This is a genomic window from Mesobacillus sp. S13, from assembly GCF_020422885.1.
GTDB lineage: Bacteria > Bacillota > Bacilli > Bacillales > Cytobacillaceae > Mesobacillus > Mesobacillus selenatarsenatis_A.
This window is the reverse complement of sequence record NZ_CP084622.1, coordinates 3394638-3411631: the sequence shown is the minus strand read 5'-3', so window position 1 is coordinate 3411631 and position 16994 is coordinate 3394638. Positions and strand designations below refer to the sequence as shown.

Genomic DNA, 16994 nt, shown 5'->3' with positions numbered 1-16994 from the left:
CATAAGGGTCTCTATCGAGGGGAACGGCACCCTTATGAGGTAGTGATGGAAGCTCATAAGGGTCTTTAACGAGCAGAACGACACCCTATGAGTCAGTGATGGAAGCCATAAGGGTACCTTCCTCAAAACTGATCAGTTCGTTCCCTCCAATCATAAAGGTACAGAAAGTTATTCCCTTATCTTCACACAGAAAAAAGACTGAAGACAGTTAGGTGTCTTCAGTCCGGGAACCGTGCTTAATTATTTTTAAAATAGCGGGCAAGTCCTTCAAATATCCCGTTAGCTACTGCTTCCTGATATTGAGGTGTGTTGACAAGCACCTCTTCAGTAGGATTGCTTAAATAACCTAATTCCACGAGGACGGCCGTCTGCTTGTTTTCCCTAATGACGTGATAGTCGCCAAATCGGGTGCCGCGATCCTTCAACATTGTTTTGCTGACTACAGCTGAGTGAATTTGTTCACCCAGCGGTTTTTGTTTTGAATTGTAGTAGTATGTCGTCATGCCCCTGACGGACCGGTCGTTGATGCTATCGTAATGGATGCTGATAAATGCGTCGGCGTTATGGTAATGGGAGCTGCTGACTCTTGACGCAAGTGAAATATAATGATCATTGTTCCTCGTTAAGATCACGTTTGTGCCGGCAGCTCTTAGTTTGTCGTATAGAAGCTGGGCTGTTTTCAAGGTGAGCGTCTTTTCCAAAGTACCTCTTACACCAGTTGTCCCATTATCCCGCCCGCCGTGCCCCGGGTCTATGACAATTGTTTTATTTTTTGTGTGCTTTTCTGCTCCGGGCCTCTCTATCTGCGGTGCAGTTCCTTGTACAGAAACGATCCAGCCTGCTACAAACCCTCTAGAGCCATTTGGCAGTGCTATTTTGTACCAATCTTTTTCGACACTTAGGATTTCAAAGCTGTCTCCCTGATTCGCCCGGAAAATGACGGCTGTGCCTGTGCTAGGGCCCTTGCGTATGTTTGTCCCATTATGAAGCATAGACACGCTGCTGTTTTGAACGGACTGAGTAGGTGACGCTGCTGATCCGTTTTTCTTTTTTTCGAAAAACCAGCCAGCTGCCCAGCCTGTTTTGCCTGGTTGGTACTCAATCTTGACCCAATTGTTTTGTTCATCGATAATTTTGAAGCTTTGCCCCTTCGATACTGAACCAACCACGCTTCCATTCAGCGAGTTTTTATCACGGACGTTCAGCTGTGAAGCCGTTACCGTCCCTGTGAACTGGTCAACAGGGGTTGGCGGCTTTCCGTTGTCTGGAGTTGATTTTCCGCCAATTTTCAAATACTGAGCGCTTACCCAGGCATTTTTTCCTGAGTAGGTAATTTCGGCCCATCCATTGGACTGGGAATGGACTGTAACTGCAGCGCCATAATTTAATTGTCCTACTTTTGCAGCGTTCAATGAAGGTTTTTCCCTTACATTCAAGGAGGTAGCAGTGACCGTCCCGCTTGTTTTACTACTGACTGCCGGCGCTTCAGTTGCTTTACTCTCTTTTACAGATATGTATTCCTTCGAAACCCAACCCTGTATGCTATTCGTGCGCACTTCTGCCCAATTCCCGTTGAAGCCAAGGATTTCGACAGCTTGTCCAATGTTAAACGAGCCTACTACCTGGTGATTGGTGCCCGGGCCTTTTCTAACTCGCAAACCATTGACGGTGACGCTTCCTGAACCGTTGGAATTTGATGAAACAGCTGGTGAAGCCGCTGTCGTGGGCGCTTCCTTAGCAGTGAACCACTCTGCAACCCATCCCTTCTTGCTGCCGTTAAGGCTGATCTGGATCCAATCGCCTTCTTCCTTGACGATTGAATACTTTTCACCTTTATTCACTGACCCTGATATCGGGTAACTTAGTCCAGGTCCCGACCTTACATTCAAGCTTGTTGCTGTAATCGAGACGCTCCCGTTATCTGCTTGAGCAGAATCAAAAGCTGGAAGGCTCCCAAAAATGAGCATCAAGCAAAGGATGATAGGAACCATTTTAATTCTGGACAATGATCTCCCTCCCTCTCATTCTCTATAAAAAATATATTACCTGATTTTTCCGTCAAAATCACGAGGACTTTTCTCTTATATCGGTATTGAACGAAAAAATTTCAAGTGAAAAAGAATATCGCAAAAAGATGAAAACTTTTCACAGTCGCTGGGAAGAATAGTAAGCAATAAACATTGGAAGGTGATACCATGCGGTTCAGTGAAAAAGGAAATTCTGCATCATTTGGGGAGAATCAATTGTTCGGAGTCGATTTCCACGATTTTATCCAGAAAGAACAGAGCGCCAACACAGTAGAATTAGCTTCGGAATTCGGGCTTTCTCTCCGTGATGTTAGAAAACTTAAAAAACAGATTGAACGTTCTTGAATTGTGCTTGACAAGGCCATTTGGACTCCGTATTATAATATAAATAAAATGTTATATAGAAAACATACCGTTGATGGAGCATAGTAGCCGTGAAACACGTGAAAAGAGAGGGAATGCCCTGGCTGAAAGCATTTCTGCATGATGACTTGGTGAATGAACACTCCGTAGGATTTTCTTTGAACATGGGCAATCCCATCATTAGAAGAAGACGTAATCAGGCGTTAACTGTTAAAGAGGAAGTGCATTCATGCGCTTCAATTAGGGTGGCACCACGGGAATACAAAGCTCTCGTCCCTTGTTATTATGGCAAGGGATTGGGGGCTTTTTTGTATTCTTTTTTTTACATAAGGCTGGTTTTGCATAGTGTGTTGCTTTTTGAAAAGGGCTTTATGCGTTAAGCCCCGCTCAGGATTAAAGTAACGAGAACAGTAAAAATGCCTATAAAAATGATTTGAAATGAATGGAGGAGGATGCACTGTGTCTAATCAAATCAATATTCCACGCGGAACACAGGACATTTTGCCAGGCCAGACAGAGAAATGGCAGCTCATTGAAGCGAAGGCGAGAGAACTTTGTGAAAGATATCAATATCGGGAATTAAGGACACCGATTTTCGAGCATACAGATTTATTCAAACGAAGCGTTGGAGATACAACGGATATCGTCCAGAAAGAAATGTATACATTCACTGACAGGGGTGACCGCAGCCTGACGCTTCGTCCTGAAGGCACGGCAGCGGCTGTACGCTCTTTTGTCGAAAATAAAATGTTTGGAAGTCCTAATCAGCCAGTGAAACTCTATTACATGGGACCAATGTTCCGCTACGAACGCCCGCAGGCTGGACGTTTCCGCCAGTTTGTCCAGTTTGGTGTCGAGGCAATGGGAAGCGCGGATCCAGCAATCGATGCTGAGGTGATTTCCCTTGCCATGTCTCTGTATAAGGAACTTGGCTTGAAAAAGCTTAAGCTGGTTGTAAACAGTCTGGGTGATAAGGAAAGCAGAAAAGCTCACAGGGATGCTTTGGTCAGCCATTTCGAGCCTCGGATCGGGGAATTTTGCAGTGACTGCCAGAACCGCTTAGAAAAAAATCCTATGCGTATCCTGGATTGCAAGGCAGACCGTGACCACGAATTAATGAAATCAGCTCCTTCCATCATCGATTATCTGACAGATGACTCTGCTCAATATTTTAATAAAGTCACAAAGTACCTGACTGATCTAGGGATTGAATTCGAGGTCGATGCGAATCTAGTGCGTGGGTTGGATTATTATAACCACACAGCCTTTGAAATAATGAGCGATGCTGAAGGCTTTGGCGCAATCACGACTCTTTGCGGCGGCGGCAGATACAATGGCCTTGTAGAAGAAATCGGCGGACCGGAAACACCTGGGATTGGATTTGCGTTGAGTATTGAAAGATTGCTTGCAGCATTGGATGCTGAGGGTGTTGAGCTTCCTGTTAATGAAGGAATCGATTGCTACCTCGTTGCATTGGGAGATGAAGCCAAGGATTATACTGTTGGTTTGCTCCACAATTTGAGAATGGCAGGATTCTCTGCAGAAAGAGACTATCAGGATCGTAAAATCAAAGCTCAATTCAAGGCTGCTGACAGAATGAATGCAAGATATGTGGCAGTGCTTGGTGAGGACGAATTAAAAGAGAAGAAAATTAACCTGAAATCAATGGCGGATGGGGAACAAATTCAACTGCCGCTTGAGAGTTTCATTGAAAAATTCAAGGATATCTGTAAGTAGAGGGGGAGTTTCGATGTTTGGGAGATCATATTTTTGCGGTGAAGTAACGGAAGAGGCTATCGGTGAAAAGGTAACGTTGAAAGGCTGGGTGCAGAAACGCCGGGATCTTGGCGGTCTGATTTTCATCGACTTGCGTGACAGGACAGGACTTGTCCAGATTGTCTTCAATCCTGATGTGTCACCAGAGGCGCTGTCGCTCGCTGAGAAGGTGCGTACAGAATACGTTCTTGATGTGAAAGGAACGGTCATTGCCCGCAGCGAAGGAAGCGTCAATGAAAATCTAAAGACTGGAAGGATCGAAGTCCAGGCTGAAGAGCTTACAATCATCAACGAAGCGAAAACGACTCCTTTCGTGATTGCTGATAAAACAGATGTATCAGAAGATGTCCGTCTGAAATATCGTTATCTTGACCTCCGTCGCCCGGTCATGTTCGAAACATTCAAGATGAGGCATCAGGTAACTAAGGCAATCCGTGACTTCCTGGACGGAGAAGGCTTCCTTGATGTAGAAACACCAATTTTGACTAAAAGTACACCGGAAGGAGCTCGTGACTATCTGGTACCAAGCCGGGTACACCCGGGTGAATTCTACGCTCTTCCACAATCACCGCAGATTTTTAAGCAGTTGATGATGGTTGGCGGCTTTGAGCGTTATTACCAGATTGCCCGCTGCTTCCGCGATGAAGACTTGCGAGCTGACCGCCAGCCGGAATTCACACAAATCGATATTGAAACAAGCTTCATGAGCCAGGAAGAAATCATGGGCCTTACTGAAAAAATGATGCAAAAGGTCATGAAGGGTGTAAAAGGCCTGGATGTGACAGAGCCATTCCCTCGCATGAGCTATGAAGAGGCAATGAGCCGCTTCGGTTCTGATAAGCCTGATACTCGTTTTGGCATGGAACTGGTTGACCTTTCAGAAACGGTGAAGGAATCAGGGTTCAAAGTCTTCGCTTCAGCAGTCGCAAATGGCGGTCAGGTAAAGGCAATCAATGTTAAAGGTGCGGCAGCGAACTACTCCCGAAAAGATATCGACGCTTTGACAGAGTTTGTATCTGTATACGGCGCTAAAGGCCTTGCATGGTTGAAAGCCGAAGAAGATGGACTTAAAGGGCCTATCTCCAAATTTTTCGGGGAAGAAGAGCAAACGACGCTCAAGACAAAGCTTGAAGTCGAAGCTGGAGACCTCCTTCTTTTCGTTGCAGATAAAATGTCCGTGGTGGCAGATGCACTTGGAGCATTGCGCTTAAAGCTTGGTAAAGAGCTTGGCCTCATTGACCAGAGCAAATTCAACTTCCTTTGGATTACAGATTGGCCGCTACTGGAGTTCGACGAGGAAGCAGATCGTTATTTCGCTGCTCACCATCCATTCACGATGCCAGCGCGAGAAGACTTGCCTTTACTGGAAAGTGATCCGGCAAGTGTCAAGGCACAGGCATATGACCTTGTACTGAACGGCTATGAACTAGGCGGCGGCTCTCTAAGGATTTTTGAAAGAGATGTCCAAGAAAAAATGTTCTCTGTCCTTGGCTTCACAAAGGAACAGGCAGTCGAACAGTTTGGATTCCTGCTAGAAGCATTCGAATATGGAACGCCTCCACATGGCGGGATCGCTCTCGGCCTGGACAGGATGGTCATGCTTCTTGCTGGCCGTTCAAACCTGCGCGATACCATTGCATTCCCGAAGACAGCAAGCGCAAGCGATCTGTTGACAGACGCTCCTGGTGAGGTAAGCGGAGCACAGCTTGATGAATTGCATTTGTCACTAAATGTTAAAAAAGACCAGTAATATCCAGTGGCCATATTCTTGAAGTTCATTCGAGGCTGTGGTACTATAATAACAACAAACGAAGAGTCCTGATGTGTTCGTTGTTTAACCTGAAGTTTTGACCTAACATCTATCCTTCGGGAGTTCGCGTTTTCGGGCCGCGTAAATGCCTCTGGCTAGAGGACTTACAGAAATCCGGAACAGGGCACCCACCTGCTGAGAGCGGGTTCAAGACGAAGGCAACCAACACGACGGCACGATTGGGACTCTTCCTACATACGCAATTAAAACCATGCAGAAATGCATGGTTTTTTTGATGTCTCAAGCTTGTTAAGGACAAAATTGGTATATGTATCTGGAAGGAAATCTACATAAAGGCCAGTTTTTAAAATTTCAGGCTTGAGTTTGTCCGATAGAGCTCCTTTAATGGACAAATTTATGGAAATCAGGCTTGAGTTTGTCCGATAGAGCTCCTCTAATGGACAAATTTAGGGGAAACAGGCTTTAATTGGTCCGATAGAGCCATTCTAATGGACAAATTTCAGGGAAACAGACTTCGATTTGTCCGATAGCAAGTCAAGTCCTGGTTATTGTGTAAAATTAACGGCAAGTAATCTCAACCAAACCCTTTCATTTTTTTGCGAAACTTCCATGGTTTCTTTTCTTCATCTTCGGGAAGGGATGTCAAATGGTTTTCAATTTGATATCCCTTCCCGGAGATGTAATCATCCATGATGGAAGTGGAGCTGAAAATGCGGCTAATATACCCGACCCTTTAAAGATTTCCTCTTTGAGTAGTCTGACACATGGTAATGCATCAGAACAGCGCCAACCAAACGATACGCAGATTGGGAATTAGGGAAAATACGAATCACTCTTTCTCTTCTACGAACCTCCTGGTTCAGCCGTTCCAATGAGTTGGTGCTTCGGATATGGATCCTGATAGCTTCTGGGAAATTCATATATTGTATGGTATCTTCGAAACCTTCATCTAATATAGCAAGCGCTTTTCCAAACCTTGACTCATTACTAAAACGGTTCATCAATTCATCCTTGAACCGGCGTACATCTTCAATCGTAACTGCTTCAAATACTCGCTTAATCATCATGCGGATTTCGGCTGAATCCTTTTTAGGCAATTTATCAATAATATTCCGTTTGAAATGGACATTGCATCTTTGCCAAGCAGTGCCAATAAATTCACGTTGGATGGCTTTCTGTAGTCCTTGGTGGGCATCTGAAATTATAAGTTTTGGTGATTGGAGTCCGCGTGATTTAAGCTGTTGAAAAAAACGGCTCCAGCTTTCAAAACTTTCCGTATGGTCAACACTAAGGCCAAGGATTTCACGTGTATGATTCTCTGTAATGGCTGTTGCAATATAAACAGCCTTAGATACGACACGATGGTGCTCTCGCACCTTTATATACATGGCATCTGCAAAAACGTAAGGGTAGTAGGTAGTATTCAAAGGTCGCCCAGCCCATTCATTTACAATGGGATCAAGCTTCTGTGTAAGGGATGAAACAAAGGACTTGGAAACATTCTTTCCACAAAGCTGTTCCACGATGTTGGTCACTTTCCGGGTCGAAACACCATTGACAACCATCTCCAACATGGAGAGGACCATAGCTTGATCACACCGGGCATACTTTTCGAAAACGGTGGTTGAAAATTCTCCATTACGCGTCCGTGGAACCTTTAGGGCTATATTTCCAATACTCATCAACAGCTCACGTTCATAGTAACCGTTCCGGTAGTCACGACGTTCGACAGCACGTTCATAAGGTGCAGCCTTTAAATAGTCGTCTCTTTCCTTTTCCATAAACTCATTTAATACCAACACAACGGCAGATTTAATCACCATATCAAGATTGGAATTTACAATAGCTTCTTTTAAAACATCAACATTCAGGTTAAACTGTACTTGAGTCATTTATATTCCTCTTTTCACTTGTTTATCGTGGTTGAAAACAGTGTTGCCAAGAGTGAATAAAATGACTCTTTATTTTTACACAATTATACGGACTTAATCCGATAGCACCCCTCTAATGGACAAATTTATGGAAATCGGGCTTGGGTTTGTCCGATAGAGTTCCTCTAATGGACAAATTTAGGGGAAACAGGCTTTAATTGGTCCGATAGAGCTCCTCTAATGGACAAATAATAGGAAATCATGTTTCGATTTGTCCGATAGCAACCCTCTAATGGACAAATTTAGGGGAAACAGACTTTAATTTGTCCGATAGAGCCATTCTAATGGACAAATTTATGGAAATTAGGCTTGGTTTGTCCGATAGAATTCATCTAATAGACATTTCTTAGAAAGTCAGCCTTCTTTCAATGAGTTGCTCTACCAAGACTTACATACACATCAATTCCTATAAAAATACTTGAAATTAATGAAGGGTATGTTATATTCAAAAGCGGGTATAGATAGTAACATTAATCTTAAATTTGGAGTGAGTATGGATGCTTCATCAATTTTCTCGTAATGAATTGGCCATTGGCAAAGAAGGCCTGGATATAATGAAGAATAGCACCGTCGCGGTTTTAGGAATAGGCGGGGTAGGTTCGTTTGCGGCAGAGGCTCTGGCAAGGTCTGGAGTTGGCAAGCTGATTTTGATTGATAAGGATGATGTTGACATCACGAATGTCAACAGACAGCTGATAGCGCTTCTTTCAACTGTTGGCAAGCAGAAAGTGGAAGTGATGCGCGACAGGATCATGGATATTAATCCTGAATGCGAAGTCATTGCGTTGAAAATGTTTTATACAGAGGAAACATATGAAGAGATCTTTGGCTATGACTTGGACTTTATCGTTGATGCATCGGATACGATTTCTTATAAAATCCATTTAATCAAGGAAGCGATCAAGCGCGACATCCCGATGATTTCTAGTATGGGAGCAGCAAATAAAATGGATCCGACCCGCTTCCAGATTGCTGATATTTTCAAGACGCACACAGACCCACTTGCTAAAGTGATACGTACTCGTCTGCGTAAAGAGGGTATCAAGAAGGGGATTCCCGTCGTATTTTCCGATGAAAGTCCAATCGTGATCCGCGAAGATGTCCGAAAAGAGGTCGGCAATGATAATGCGGAAATCCGGAAAGCGAAAATGCCGCCATCTTCCAATGCTTTTGTACCGTCAGTAGCAGGTCTGATCATGGCAAGCCATGTTGTCCGAGAGCTATTGAAAGATATTGAGATTGAGCGTGTGAATAGCTAAAAATAAGCGGAAGAGCCGTAGAGGGCCCTTCCGCTTATTTTTTTTGCCCGGTAATTCTTTCATAAATAGCCGCAATGGCCTGTTCGAATTTACCGGTTTTCTTTGGCTTGTAATAGACCTTGTTCTTGATTCTGTCCGGGAGATACTGCTGTTTGACCCACCCGCCTTCATAATCATGGGGATATAAATAATCAACGCCTCTTCCCAGGTCTTTTGCGCCTTTGTAATGGGCATCCTTTAGATGGTCAGGAACTTCCCCGCTGATTCCGGAACGGATGTCAGCCAGTGCCAAATCAAGAGCAACATAAGCAGAATTGGACTTTGGTGACAGACATAGTTCGATCACCGCATTTGCCAATGGGATCCTGGCTTCTGGAAAACCAACCCTTTCCGCTGCTTCGATGGCCGCCAGCGTCCTTTGTCCTGCCTGCGGGTTTGCCAGTCCAATATCTTCGTAGGCAATCACAAGCAGCCTTCTGTTAATGCTGACAAGGTCGCCTGCTTCGATCAATCTGCCAAGATAGTGGAGGGCGGCATTCACATCGCTTCCTCTGATAGATTTCTGGAAGCCTGACAGCACATCATAATGAGCATCACCGTCTTTATCGTGTGAAAGGCTTTTTTTCTGCATGCATTCTTCTGCAGCGGCTTCATCTATATGAATGACCCCGTCTTCATCTGGCTCGGTGGAAAGCACTGCGAGTTCAAGAGCATTCAGTGAGCTTCTCACATCTCCTCCTGAGGCTGTGGCAAAATGGGTGAGCGCCGACTCGGTAATCTTAATCTTCAAGTCCCCCAGGCCCCTCTCATCATCGGTAATGGCCCTGCGCAATGCTTTCTTGATATCCTCTGGTTCCAGCGGTTTCAGCTCGAAAATCTGGCATCTTGACCGGATTGCTGGATTGATTGCGTGATAAGGATTGCTTGTTGTAGCTCCAATCAAGACAATCATCCCGTTTTCGAGGTAAGGAAGAAGGAAGTCCTGCTTCGCCTTGTCAAGGCGGTGAACCTCATCGAGAAGCAGGATCACCTTCCCGGACATTTTTGCCTCAGCAGCAACAACTTCCATATCTTTTTTATTATTGGTAACAGCATTCAGTGTCCTGAATGCGAAATTCGTGCTTCCCGCAATGGCGCTGGCAATCGAGGTTTTTCCGATGCCAGGCGGACCGTAAAGGATCATCGACGATAATTGCCGAGCCTTGACCATCCGATTTATGATTTTTCCTTCAGCTACAAGATGGGACTGGCCAATCACTTCCTCAATGGTCCTCGGCCTCATCCTGAAAGCAAGAGGTTTAAGATTCATGCTCATCGCTCCAATAACGCATATTTCGTATATATACAATAACACGAACGAGGGACTTGCGCATGGTACACGCAATTTGTGCTATAATTGCAAAAGCCTACCTATTGACTAAGGATTTTGATACTATTTATAGTGAGAGAATGCCATATGGGGCATTTAAATATATCTGATTATTACCACCACTTTTAAAAAATGGAATAGAGGTGCAATATGAAAATATCGACGAAAGGACGCTACGGATTGACGATCATGATCGAGCTTGCCAAAAAATATGGAGAAGGCCCGATCTCACTGAAGTCCATTGCGCAAACAAATGATTTATCAGAGCATTACCTGGAGCAATTGGTTGCACCGCTCAGGAATGCCGGCCTAGTGAAAAGCATTAGAGGAGCATATGGAGGCTATATACTAAGCTCAGAACCCTCTGCCATCTCAGCTGGGGACATCATCCGTGTCCTTGAGGGGCCAATCAGCATTGTCGAAGGGATAGAGGACGAGGAACCAGCCAAACGCGAACTCTGGACTAGAATCAGGGATGCAGTCAAGGACGTGCTCGATAATACCACAATCGAAGACCTCGCCAACCACTCCGACAACTTTGGGGAGTCGGACGCTTATATGTTTTATATATAAAGCCTGACGTATAGAATTCGCTTGTCTTTTTCATAATTTTTCCAGATGAATAGGCAGCATAGTTTATAAAAGTTAGTGGTTTTGTGTTATAGGCCATCGAGGTTTTATATAACCTGTTGATTGGAGTGGAAGGCGCGTAGCCTCCTGCGGGATGAGAAAGTCATGGGGAGACCCCGCAGGCGCATAAAGCGCTGAGGAGGCTCCCCGACTTCCCGCGGAAAGCGAAGCGCCTGGAACGGAAATCAACAGCCAAATTTAACAGAGCCAATTCAAAAAATCTTCTGAAGAGAGGGTAAGACTTTGGAAAGAATCTATTTGGACCATGCAGCAACAACACCAATGCACCCAGACGTCCTGGCTGAAATGGTCAAGGTAATGGAAGCGGAATTCGGCAACCCTTCAAGCATCCATCATTTCGGTCGTGAGGCAAGAAAAATCCTTGATGATACCCGTGATGAACTGGCAAACAGCATCGGAACGAAGGGTAACAATATTATTTTTACCAGCGGGGGAACGGAAGCAGATAACCTGGCTATCATCGGTTATGCAGAAAGCAATCGCTCCAAAGGTCAGCATATTATCACGACCCAGATTGAACATCATGCTGTCCTGCACAGCTGTGAGGAATTGGAGAAGCGTGGTTTTGAGGTCACGTATTTGCCAGTAGATGAAAATGGACTGGTTTCTCTTGGGAAAATAGAAGAAGCATTACGGGACGATACGATTCTTGTGACAATTATGTACGGGAATAATGAAGTTGGCTCAATCCAGCCTATCAAAGAGATTGGTGGTATGCTAGCTGATCATCAAGCTGTTTTCCATACAGACGCAGTCCAGGCGTATGGCATTGAAAGTTTGGATGTAGAGGAACTGAAGGTTGACCTTCTGTCAGTTTCAGCCCATAAAATCAATGGTCCCAAAGGGATTGGCTTTCTTTATATCCGGGAAGGAATCAAGCTGTCCAGGCAGCTTTTCGGTGGTGAACAAGAAAGGAAACGCCGTGCCGGTACTGAAAATGTCGCGGCAATTGCCGGATTCCGCAAAGCGGTTGAGCTGTCTCAAAAGGAACTTGAAACAAAGCGCAGTTTCTATAATGATTTAAGGAATAGGTTCATCAATCAACTCGAAATGAGAGGAATCTCTTTCCAACTGAACGGATTGCTTGATAAATCACTTCCTCATATTTTAAACTTAAGCTTTCCGGGCACGAATGTCGAAGCGATGCTTGTCAACCTTGACCTATCTGGCATTGCTGCTTCAAGCGGCTCGGCCTGCACTGCCGGGTCAATTGATCCTTCCCATGTGCTGGTCGCGATGTTCGGAAAAGAAGCTGATAAACTGACAAATTCCATCCGCTTTAGCTTCGGGCTGCACAATACAAGGGAACAGATTGAAAAAGCAGCTGAGGATACAGCGAAAATTGTCCGCAGGCTTGCGAAAATTAACCAGGCTTGAGGGAAGAATAAGTTTTTAAAGGAAGAGAAAAGAGGTGAAGCATAATGGAAAAATCACCTAAGGATACAAGAGTGGTGGTAGGAATGTCCGGAGGTGTTGATTCATCAGTTGCTGCGCTCATTTTGAAGGAGAAGGGCTATGATGTGATCGGCATCTTCATGAAGAACTGGGATGACACCGACGAAAACGGTGTTTGCACGGCTACCGAGGATTACGAGGATGTGATTCGCGTCTGCAACCAGATCGGCATTCCGTATTATGCGGTTAATTTTGAAAAACAATATTGGGATAAAGTTTTCACTTATTTCCTAGATGAATATAAAGCAGGCAGGACGCCGAATCCAGATGTCATGTGCAACAAGGAAATTAAATTCAAAGCATTCCTTGAACACGCAATGAACCTTGGAGCGGATTATTTGGCGACAGGCCATTACGCACGAGTAGAAGATCGTGACGGGGAACGCAAGATGCTCCGCGGTCTTGATGAAAATAAGGATCAGACTTATTTTTTGAACCAGTTAAGTCAGAGCCAGATTGAAAAAGTATTGTTCCCGATCGGCAATCTGGAAAAATCCCGAGTCAGGGAGCTAGCCAAAGAAGCAAATCTTGCCACGGCAACTAAAAAAGACAGTACAGGTATCTGCTTCATAGGTGAACGGAATTTCAAGGAGTTCCTCGGAAATTATCTCCCGGCACAGCCAGGCAATATGGAAACGATGGATGGCCAGGTAAAAGGGAAGCATGACGGTCTAATGTATTATACAATCGGCCAGCGCCAGGGTCTTGGCATCGGCGGCTCGGGCGAACCGTGGTTTGTTGTCGGCAAAGACCTTGAACGCAATGTTTTGCTTGTTGAACAAGGTTTCCACAATGAACTGCTGTATTCAGACAGCATCACTGCGGTTAATGTCGGCTTTGTATCTGACATGGAGAAGCCAAGGGTTTTTGAATGTACAGCCAAATTCCGTTACCGCCAGCCTGATAATGCTGTAACGGTCGAGCTTCAGGATGACGGAACTGCGAAAGTCCTGTTCAAAGAACCTATTCGCGCCGTGACACCAGGACAAGCCGTCGTTTTCTATGATGGTGATGAGTGTCTAGGCGGCGGTACGATTGACGAGATTTTCAAGAACGGAAATAAACTGACATATGTCGGCTAATCCTGATCAAATCCCCGGCGGGACAGCTTCGCCGGGGATTATTTTTTGACGGGGAACTAGTGGGGATATTTCTGGATTTTTGAAGGCACCCACTAAGAGTCTAACCCCCCCCTTAATATGGTATAATTTCATGGAGAATGGAGTGTTAAAAATGGATAAAAATCAAACAGGTATTCAGTTTATGCAAGAAGGAAACTGGGAAGAGGCGGCCAAGACATTTGCCGAAGCGATTGAAGATCATCCAGAGGACCCAGTTGCATACATAAATTTCGGGAACGTTCTTACGGCAGTAGGTGACACCGAAAGAGCCATGAATTTTTTCGATAAAGCAATCAGCCTTGATGAAAATGCTACAGCAGCATACTACAGCAAGGGCAGCGTCTATTACGAGAACCAAAGCTTCGATGAAGCCAGAAAGATGTTTGAACTGGCCATGAAAAAAGGGCTGGATAATGGAGACAACTTTTTTATGCTGGGGATGAGCCTCGCGCAGTTAGGCAGCAGTAAATTGGCTCTGCCATATTTACAGCGGAGCACCGAGCTTCTCGAAAATGATGCGGAAGCTCATTTCCAATATGGACTATGTTTAGCAAGGGAAGGATTTATCGATGAAGCGATTAAAGCGCTTGAACAGGCAATCTCGCTAGACCCGGAGCATGCAGACGCTCTCTATAATCTTGGAGTAGCTTATGGTTACAAAGAAAATGGGGATAAGGCACTTGAAATGTTCAATCGGGCATTGGAAATCCAGCCAGACCATTTGCTGGCAGGACACGGAAAGAAATTGATTGAAGGTCAGGACCTTCATTAATTAAAAGCCATTGGAAGGAAGGGGGAAGTACTTTGGATAAACAGGACTCGCTCGATTTGTTTTCAGAACAGGGTAAGTTCATGAAAGGAAAGCATCTTGTTACCATTTTTCATAATGAACAAAATCTTTATACAGTCCTGAGAATCAGGGTTGAGGAAACAAATGAGCAGTACGAGGATAAAGAAGCAGTCATAACAGGGTATTTCCCCCGGATTCATGAACAAGAGTCTTACGTTTTCTTCGGTGAGATAAAAGAGCATCCTAAGTTCGGTGCACAATTCCATGCGACTCATTTCCGCAAGGACCTGCCACAGTCAAAGCAGGGGATCATCAGCTACTTGTCAAGTGATCTATTCAAAGGCATCGGAAAAAAAACGGCTGAGAAAATTGTCGATACGCTCGGAGAAAAGGCGATAACGAGGATAATTGAGAACCCGTCAGTGCTTGAACAGATTCCGAAGCTGGCATCTGAAAAAGCAAAGGAGCTTTATGACACATTGATGGAGCATCAGGGCCTTGAACAAGTGATGGTGGCATTGAACGAATATGGTTTTGGTCCTCAGCTGTCGATGAAAATTTATCAGGTTTATAAAGAAAAGGCGATTGAAGTAATTCAGAACAACCCTTATAAGCTTGTGGAGGATATCGAAGGCATCGGGTTCGGCAGGGCGGACGAGCTGGGATGTCAGCTCGGCCTTACGGGCAACCATCCGGATCGGATCAAGGCGGCCTGTCTATATACTCTCGAGAGTTCTAGCATCCAGGGCGGGCATGTCTTCATGGAAGCAGAAGAGCTGCTCGTTGATGTGAAAAAACTACTTGAGGACAATCAGAATATAGAAATACAATTCACTGATATCTCGAACGAAATCATTAAGCTTGGTGAAGAAGGTAAGCTGGTTGCTGAAGAGCAGAGAATCTATTTGCCGTCCCTTTATTATTCGGAAAAAGGACTGGTTGTGAATATCAAAAGGATTCTTGAGCAAACAGAATATGAAAATCAATTTCCTGAATCGGAGTTTCTTCTTGCGCTTGGAGAGCTTGAGGAGCGTTTGGGTGTCCAGTACGGACCAAGCCAGAAAGAAGCAATCCAGACTGCGCTGATGTCACCGATGATGATTCTGACAGGAGGTCCTGGCACGGGGAAAACGACGGTCATCAAGGGAATTGTTGAGCTATATGCTGAGCTTCACGGATGTTCGCTGGACCCGAAAGACTATAAAAAAGAAGAGCCATATCCGTTCTTGCTGGCAGCTCCGACCGGCCGGGCGGCTAAGAGGATGACTGAGTCAACCGGATTGCCTGCCGTGACTATACATAGGCTGCTGCGCTGGAATGGTGCAGAAGGATTTGACCATGATGAAGACCAGCCGCTTGATGGGAAAATTCTGATTATCGATGAAACATCTATGGTTGATATATGGCTGGCTCATCAATTGTTCAAATCGCTGCCTGATAATATTCAGGTCATCGTGGTCGGAGATGAAGACCAGCTCCCATCTGTAGGTCCAGGCCAGGTCTTAAAGGATCTATTGGATTCAGAAAGGGTCCCGACGGTCAGGCTGACGGATATTTACAGACAGGCTGAAGGCTCATCGATCATCGAACTCGCCCACCAAATCAAGAAGGGATCCATGCCAGAGGATATTTCCGCACAACAGCCAGACCGTTCGTTTATTAAATGTACAACCAGCCAGATTCCTCAGGTAGTTGAAAAGGTTGTCGCAAATGCCAAAAAGAAAGGGTATTCCCCAAGGAACATCCAGGTGCTGGCTCCAATGTACCGGGGCCCAGCAGGCATTGACCGTTTGAATGAACTACTGCAGGAACTGTTCAATCCGAATGATGATGGTACCAGGAAAGAGCTTGCATTTGGCGATGTGAAATACCGCATCGGTGATAAGGTCCTCCAGTTGGTCAATCAGCCTGAAGCAAATGTTTTCAATGGCGATATGGGTGAAGTTGTCGCGATATTTTATGCTAAGGAAAACACAGAAAAACAAGATCAGCTGATCGTTTCTTTCGATGGAATTGAAGTCACCTATAACAGACCAGACCTATCGCAAATCACCCATGCATATTGCTGTTCGGTGCATAAATCCCAGGGAAGTGAATTTCCAATCGTCGTCCTTCCAGTGGTCAAAAGCTACTACAGAATGTTGCGCAGGAATCTGATATATACCGCGATTACCAGGAGTAAGCAATTCCTCATACTAGTCGGAGAAGAGGATGCACTGAAAATGGGGATTGAACGCGGTGAAGATACAGCAAGGAATACAACGCTCGTCGAGAAGCTTGTACAATTGCTTCCTGAATTAAATGGTGAAGAGGGAACAGGGGGACAAGGCAAGCTGCAGTCGAAACAAAAGCTTCAAACTGAAGAACACATCGATCAAGACGAAGAAGTCGATTTTATCGACATCATCAAAAAAGCAGATCCGATGATCGGGATGGGAAACCTGACTCCTTATGATTTCATGGAGGAAGGGAGCTAATCAC

General features: G+C 45.0%; 12 protein-coding genes, 1 other RNA gene and 1 other annotated feature. Of the genes, 10 read left to right on the top strand and 3 right to left on the bottom strand.

Features of this window, described 5'->3' with window-relative positions; all coding sequences use genetic code 11:
• Nucleotides 1–236: 236 nt before the first annotated feature.
• Nucleotides 237–2006 carry an N-acetylmuramoyl-L-alanine amidase family protein gene (locus LGO15_RS17515; protein WP_226085409.1) on the bottom strand — a complete coding sequence of 590 codons (1770 nt, stop codon included), beginning with the start codon at nucleotides 2004–2006 and terminating at the stop codon, nucleotides 237–239.
• A gap of 189 nt (nucleotides 2007–2195) precedes the next feature.
• Between LGO15_RS17515 and LGO15_RS17510 the strand changes: the two genes are divergently transcribed.
• The 4 genes from LGO15_RS17510 to ssrS all read left to right on the top strand — a co-directional run bounded on the left by LGO15_RS17510 (nucleotide 2196) and on the right by ssrS (nucleotide 6166).
• A complete protein-coding gene (locus tag LGO15_RS17510; protein WP_167831665.1) occupies nucleotides 2196–2372 on the top strand; it encodes a hypothetical protein in 177 nt (58 codons plus the stop codon).
• 61 nt (nucleotides 2373–2433) lie between these two features.
• Nucleotides 2434–2671, top strand: a binding site (T-box leader).
• Between the two features lie 178 nt (nucleotides 2672–2849).
• Nucleotides 2850–4127: a histidine--tRNA ligase gene (gene hisS, locus LGO15_RS17505; protein WP_226085408.1), complete on the top strand. Its 1278-nt coding sequence runs from the start codon at nucleotides 2850–2852 to the stop codon at nucleotides 4125–4127.
• A 13-nt stretch (nucleotides 4128–4140) separates the two neighbouring features.
• Nucleotides 4141–5916, top strand: coding sequence for an aspartate--tRNA ligase (gene aspS / locus LGO15_RS17500; RefSeq protein WP_226085407.1), 1776 nt, complete (start codon nucleotides 4141–4143; stop codon nucleotides 5914–5916).
• Nucleotides 5917–5978: 62 nt separating this feature from the next.
• Nucleotides 5979–6166: non-coding RNA, 6S RNA (gene ssrS, locus LGO15_RS17495), on the top strand.
• A 487-nt stretch (nucleotides 6167–6653) separates the two neighbouring features.
• On the opposite strand, the gene LGO15_RS17490 is transcribed toward ssrS, so the two are convergent.
• Nucleotides 6654–7829, bottom strand: coding sequence for an IS256 family transposase (locus LGO15_RS17490; RefSeq protein ID WP_226085015.1), 1176 nt, complete (start codon nucleotides 7827–7829; stop codon nucleotides 6654–6656).
• 536 nt (nucleotides 7830–8365) lie between these two features.
• On the opposite strand from LGO15_RS17490, the gene LGO15_RS17485 reads away from it, so the two are divergent.
• A complete protein-coding gene (locus LGO15_RS17485; RefSeq protein ID WP_167831662.1) occupies nucleotides 8366–9127 on the top strand; it encodes a tRNA threonylcarbamoyladenosine dehydratase in 762 nt (253 codons plus the stop codon).
• Nucleotides 9128–9161: 34 nt separating this feature from the next.
• Here LGO15_RS17485 and LGO15_RS17480 read toward each other — a convergent pair whose 3' ends face one another.
• Nucleotides 9162–10436 (bottom strand): replication-associated recombination protein A, encoded by a 1275-nt coding sequence (locus LGO15_RS17480; RefSeq protein WP_226085406.1) that lies wholly within the window; start codon nucleotides 10434–10436, stop codon nucleotides 9162–9164.
• Between the two features lie 210 nt (nucleotides 10437–10646).
• Between LGO15_RS17480 and cymR the strand changes: the two genes are divergently transcribed.
• From cymR to LGO15_RS17455, 5 genes are all read left to right on the top strand, one after another.
• On the top strand, nucleotides 10647–11069 hold the full coding sequence (cymR, locus tag LGO15_RS17475) for a cysteine metabolism transcriptional regulator CymR (protein WP_167831660.1): 423 nt from the start codon (nucleotides 10647–10649) through the stop codon (nucleotides 11067–11069).
• Between the two features lie 300 nt (nucleotides 11070–11369).
• Nucleotides 11370–12524 carry a cysteine desulfurase family protein gene (locus LGO15_RS17470; RefSeq protein ID WP_226085405.1) on the top strand — a complete coding sequence of 385 codons (1155 nt, stop codon included), beginning with the start codon at nucleotides 11370–11372 and terminating at the stop codon, nucleotides 12522–12524.
• Nucleotides 12525–12568: 44 nt separating this feature from the next.
• Entirely contained in the window at nucleotides 12569–13684 is a 1116-nt protein-coding gene (gene mnmA, locus LGO15_RS17465; protein ID WP_226085404.1) for a tRNA 2-thiouridine(34) synthase MnmA, read from the top strand.
• A gap of 151 nt (nucleotides 13685–13835) precedes the next feature.
• Nucleotides 13836–14495, top strand: a complete 660-nt coding sequence (locus LGO15_RS17460) for a tetratricopeptide repeat protein (RefSeq protein ID WP_226085403.1) — start codon at nucleotides 13836–13838, stop codon at nucleotides 14493–14495.
• Nucleotides 14496–14527: 32 nt separating this feature from the next.
• Nucleotides 14528–16990 carry an SF1B family DNA helicase RecD2 gene (locus tag LGO15_RS17455; protein WP_226085402.1) on the top strand — a complete coding sequence of 821 codons (2463 nt, stop codon included), beginning with the start codon at nucleotides 14528–14530 and terminating at the stop codon, nucleotides 16988–16990.
• Nucleotides 16991–16994: the final 4 nt, after the last annotated feature.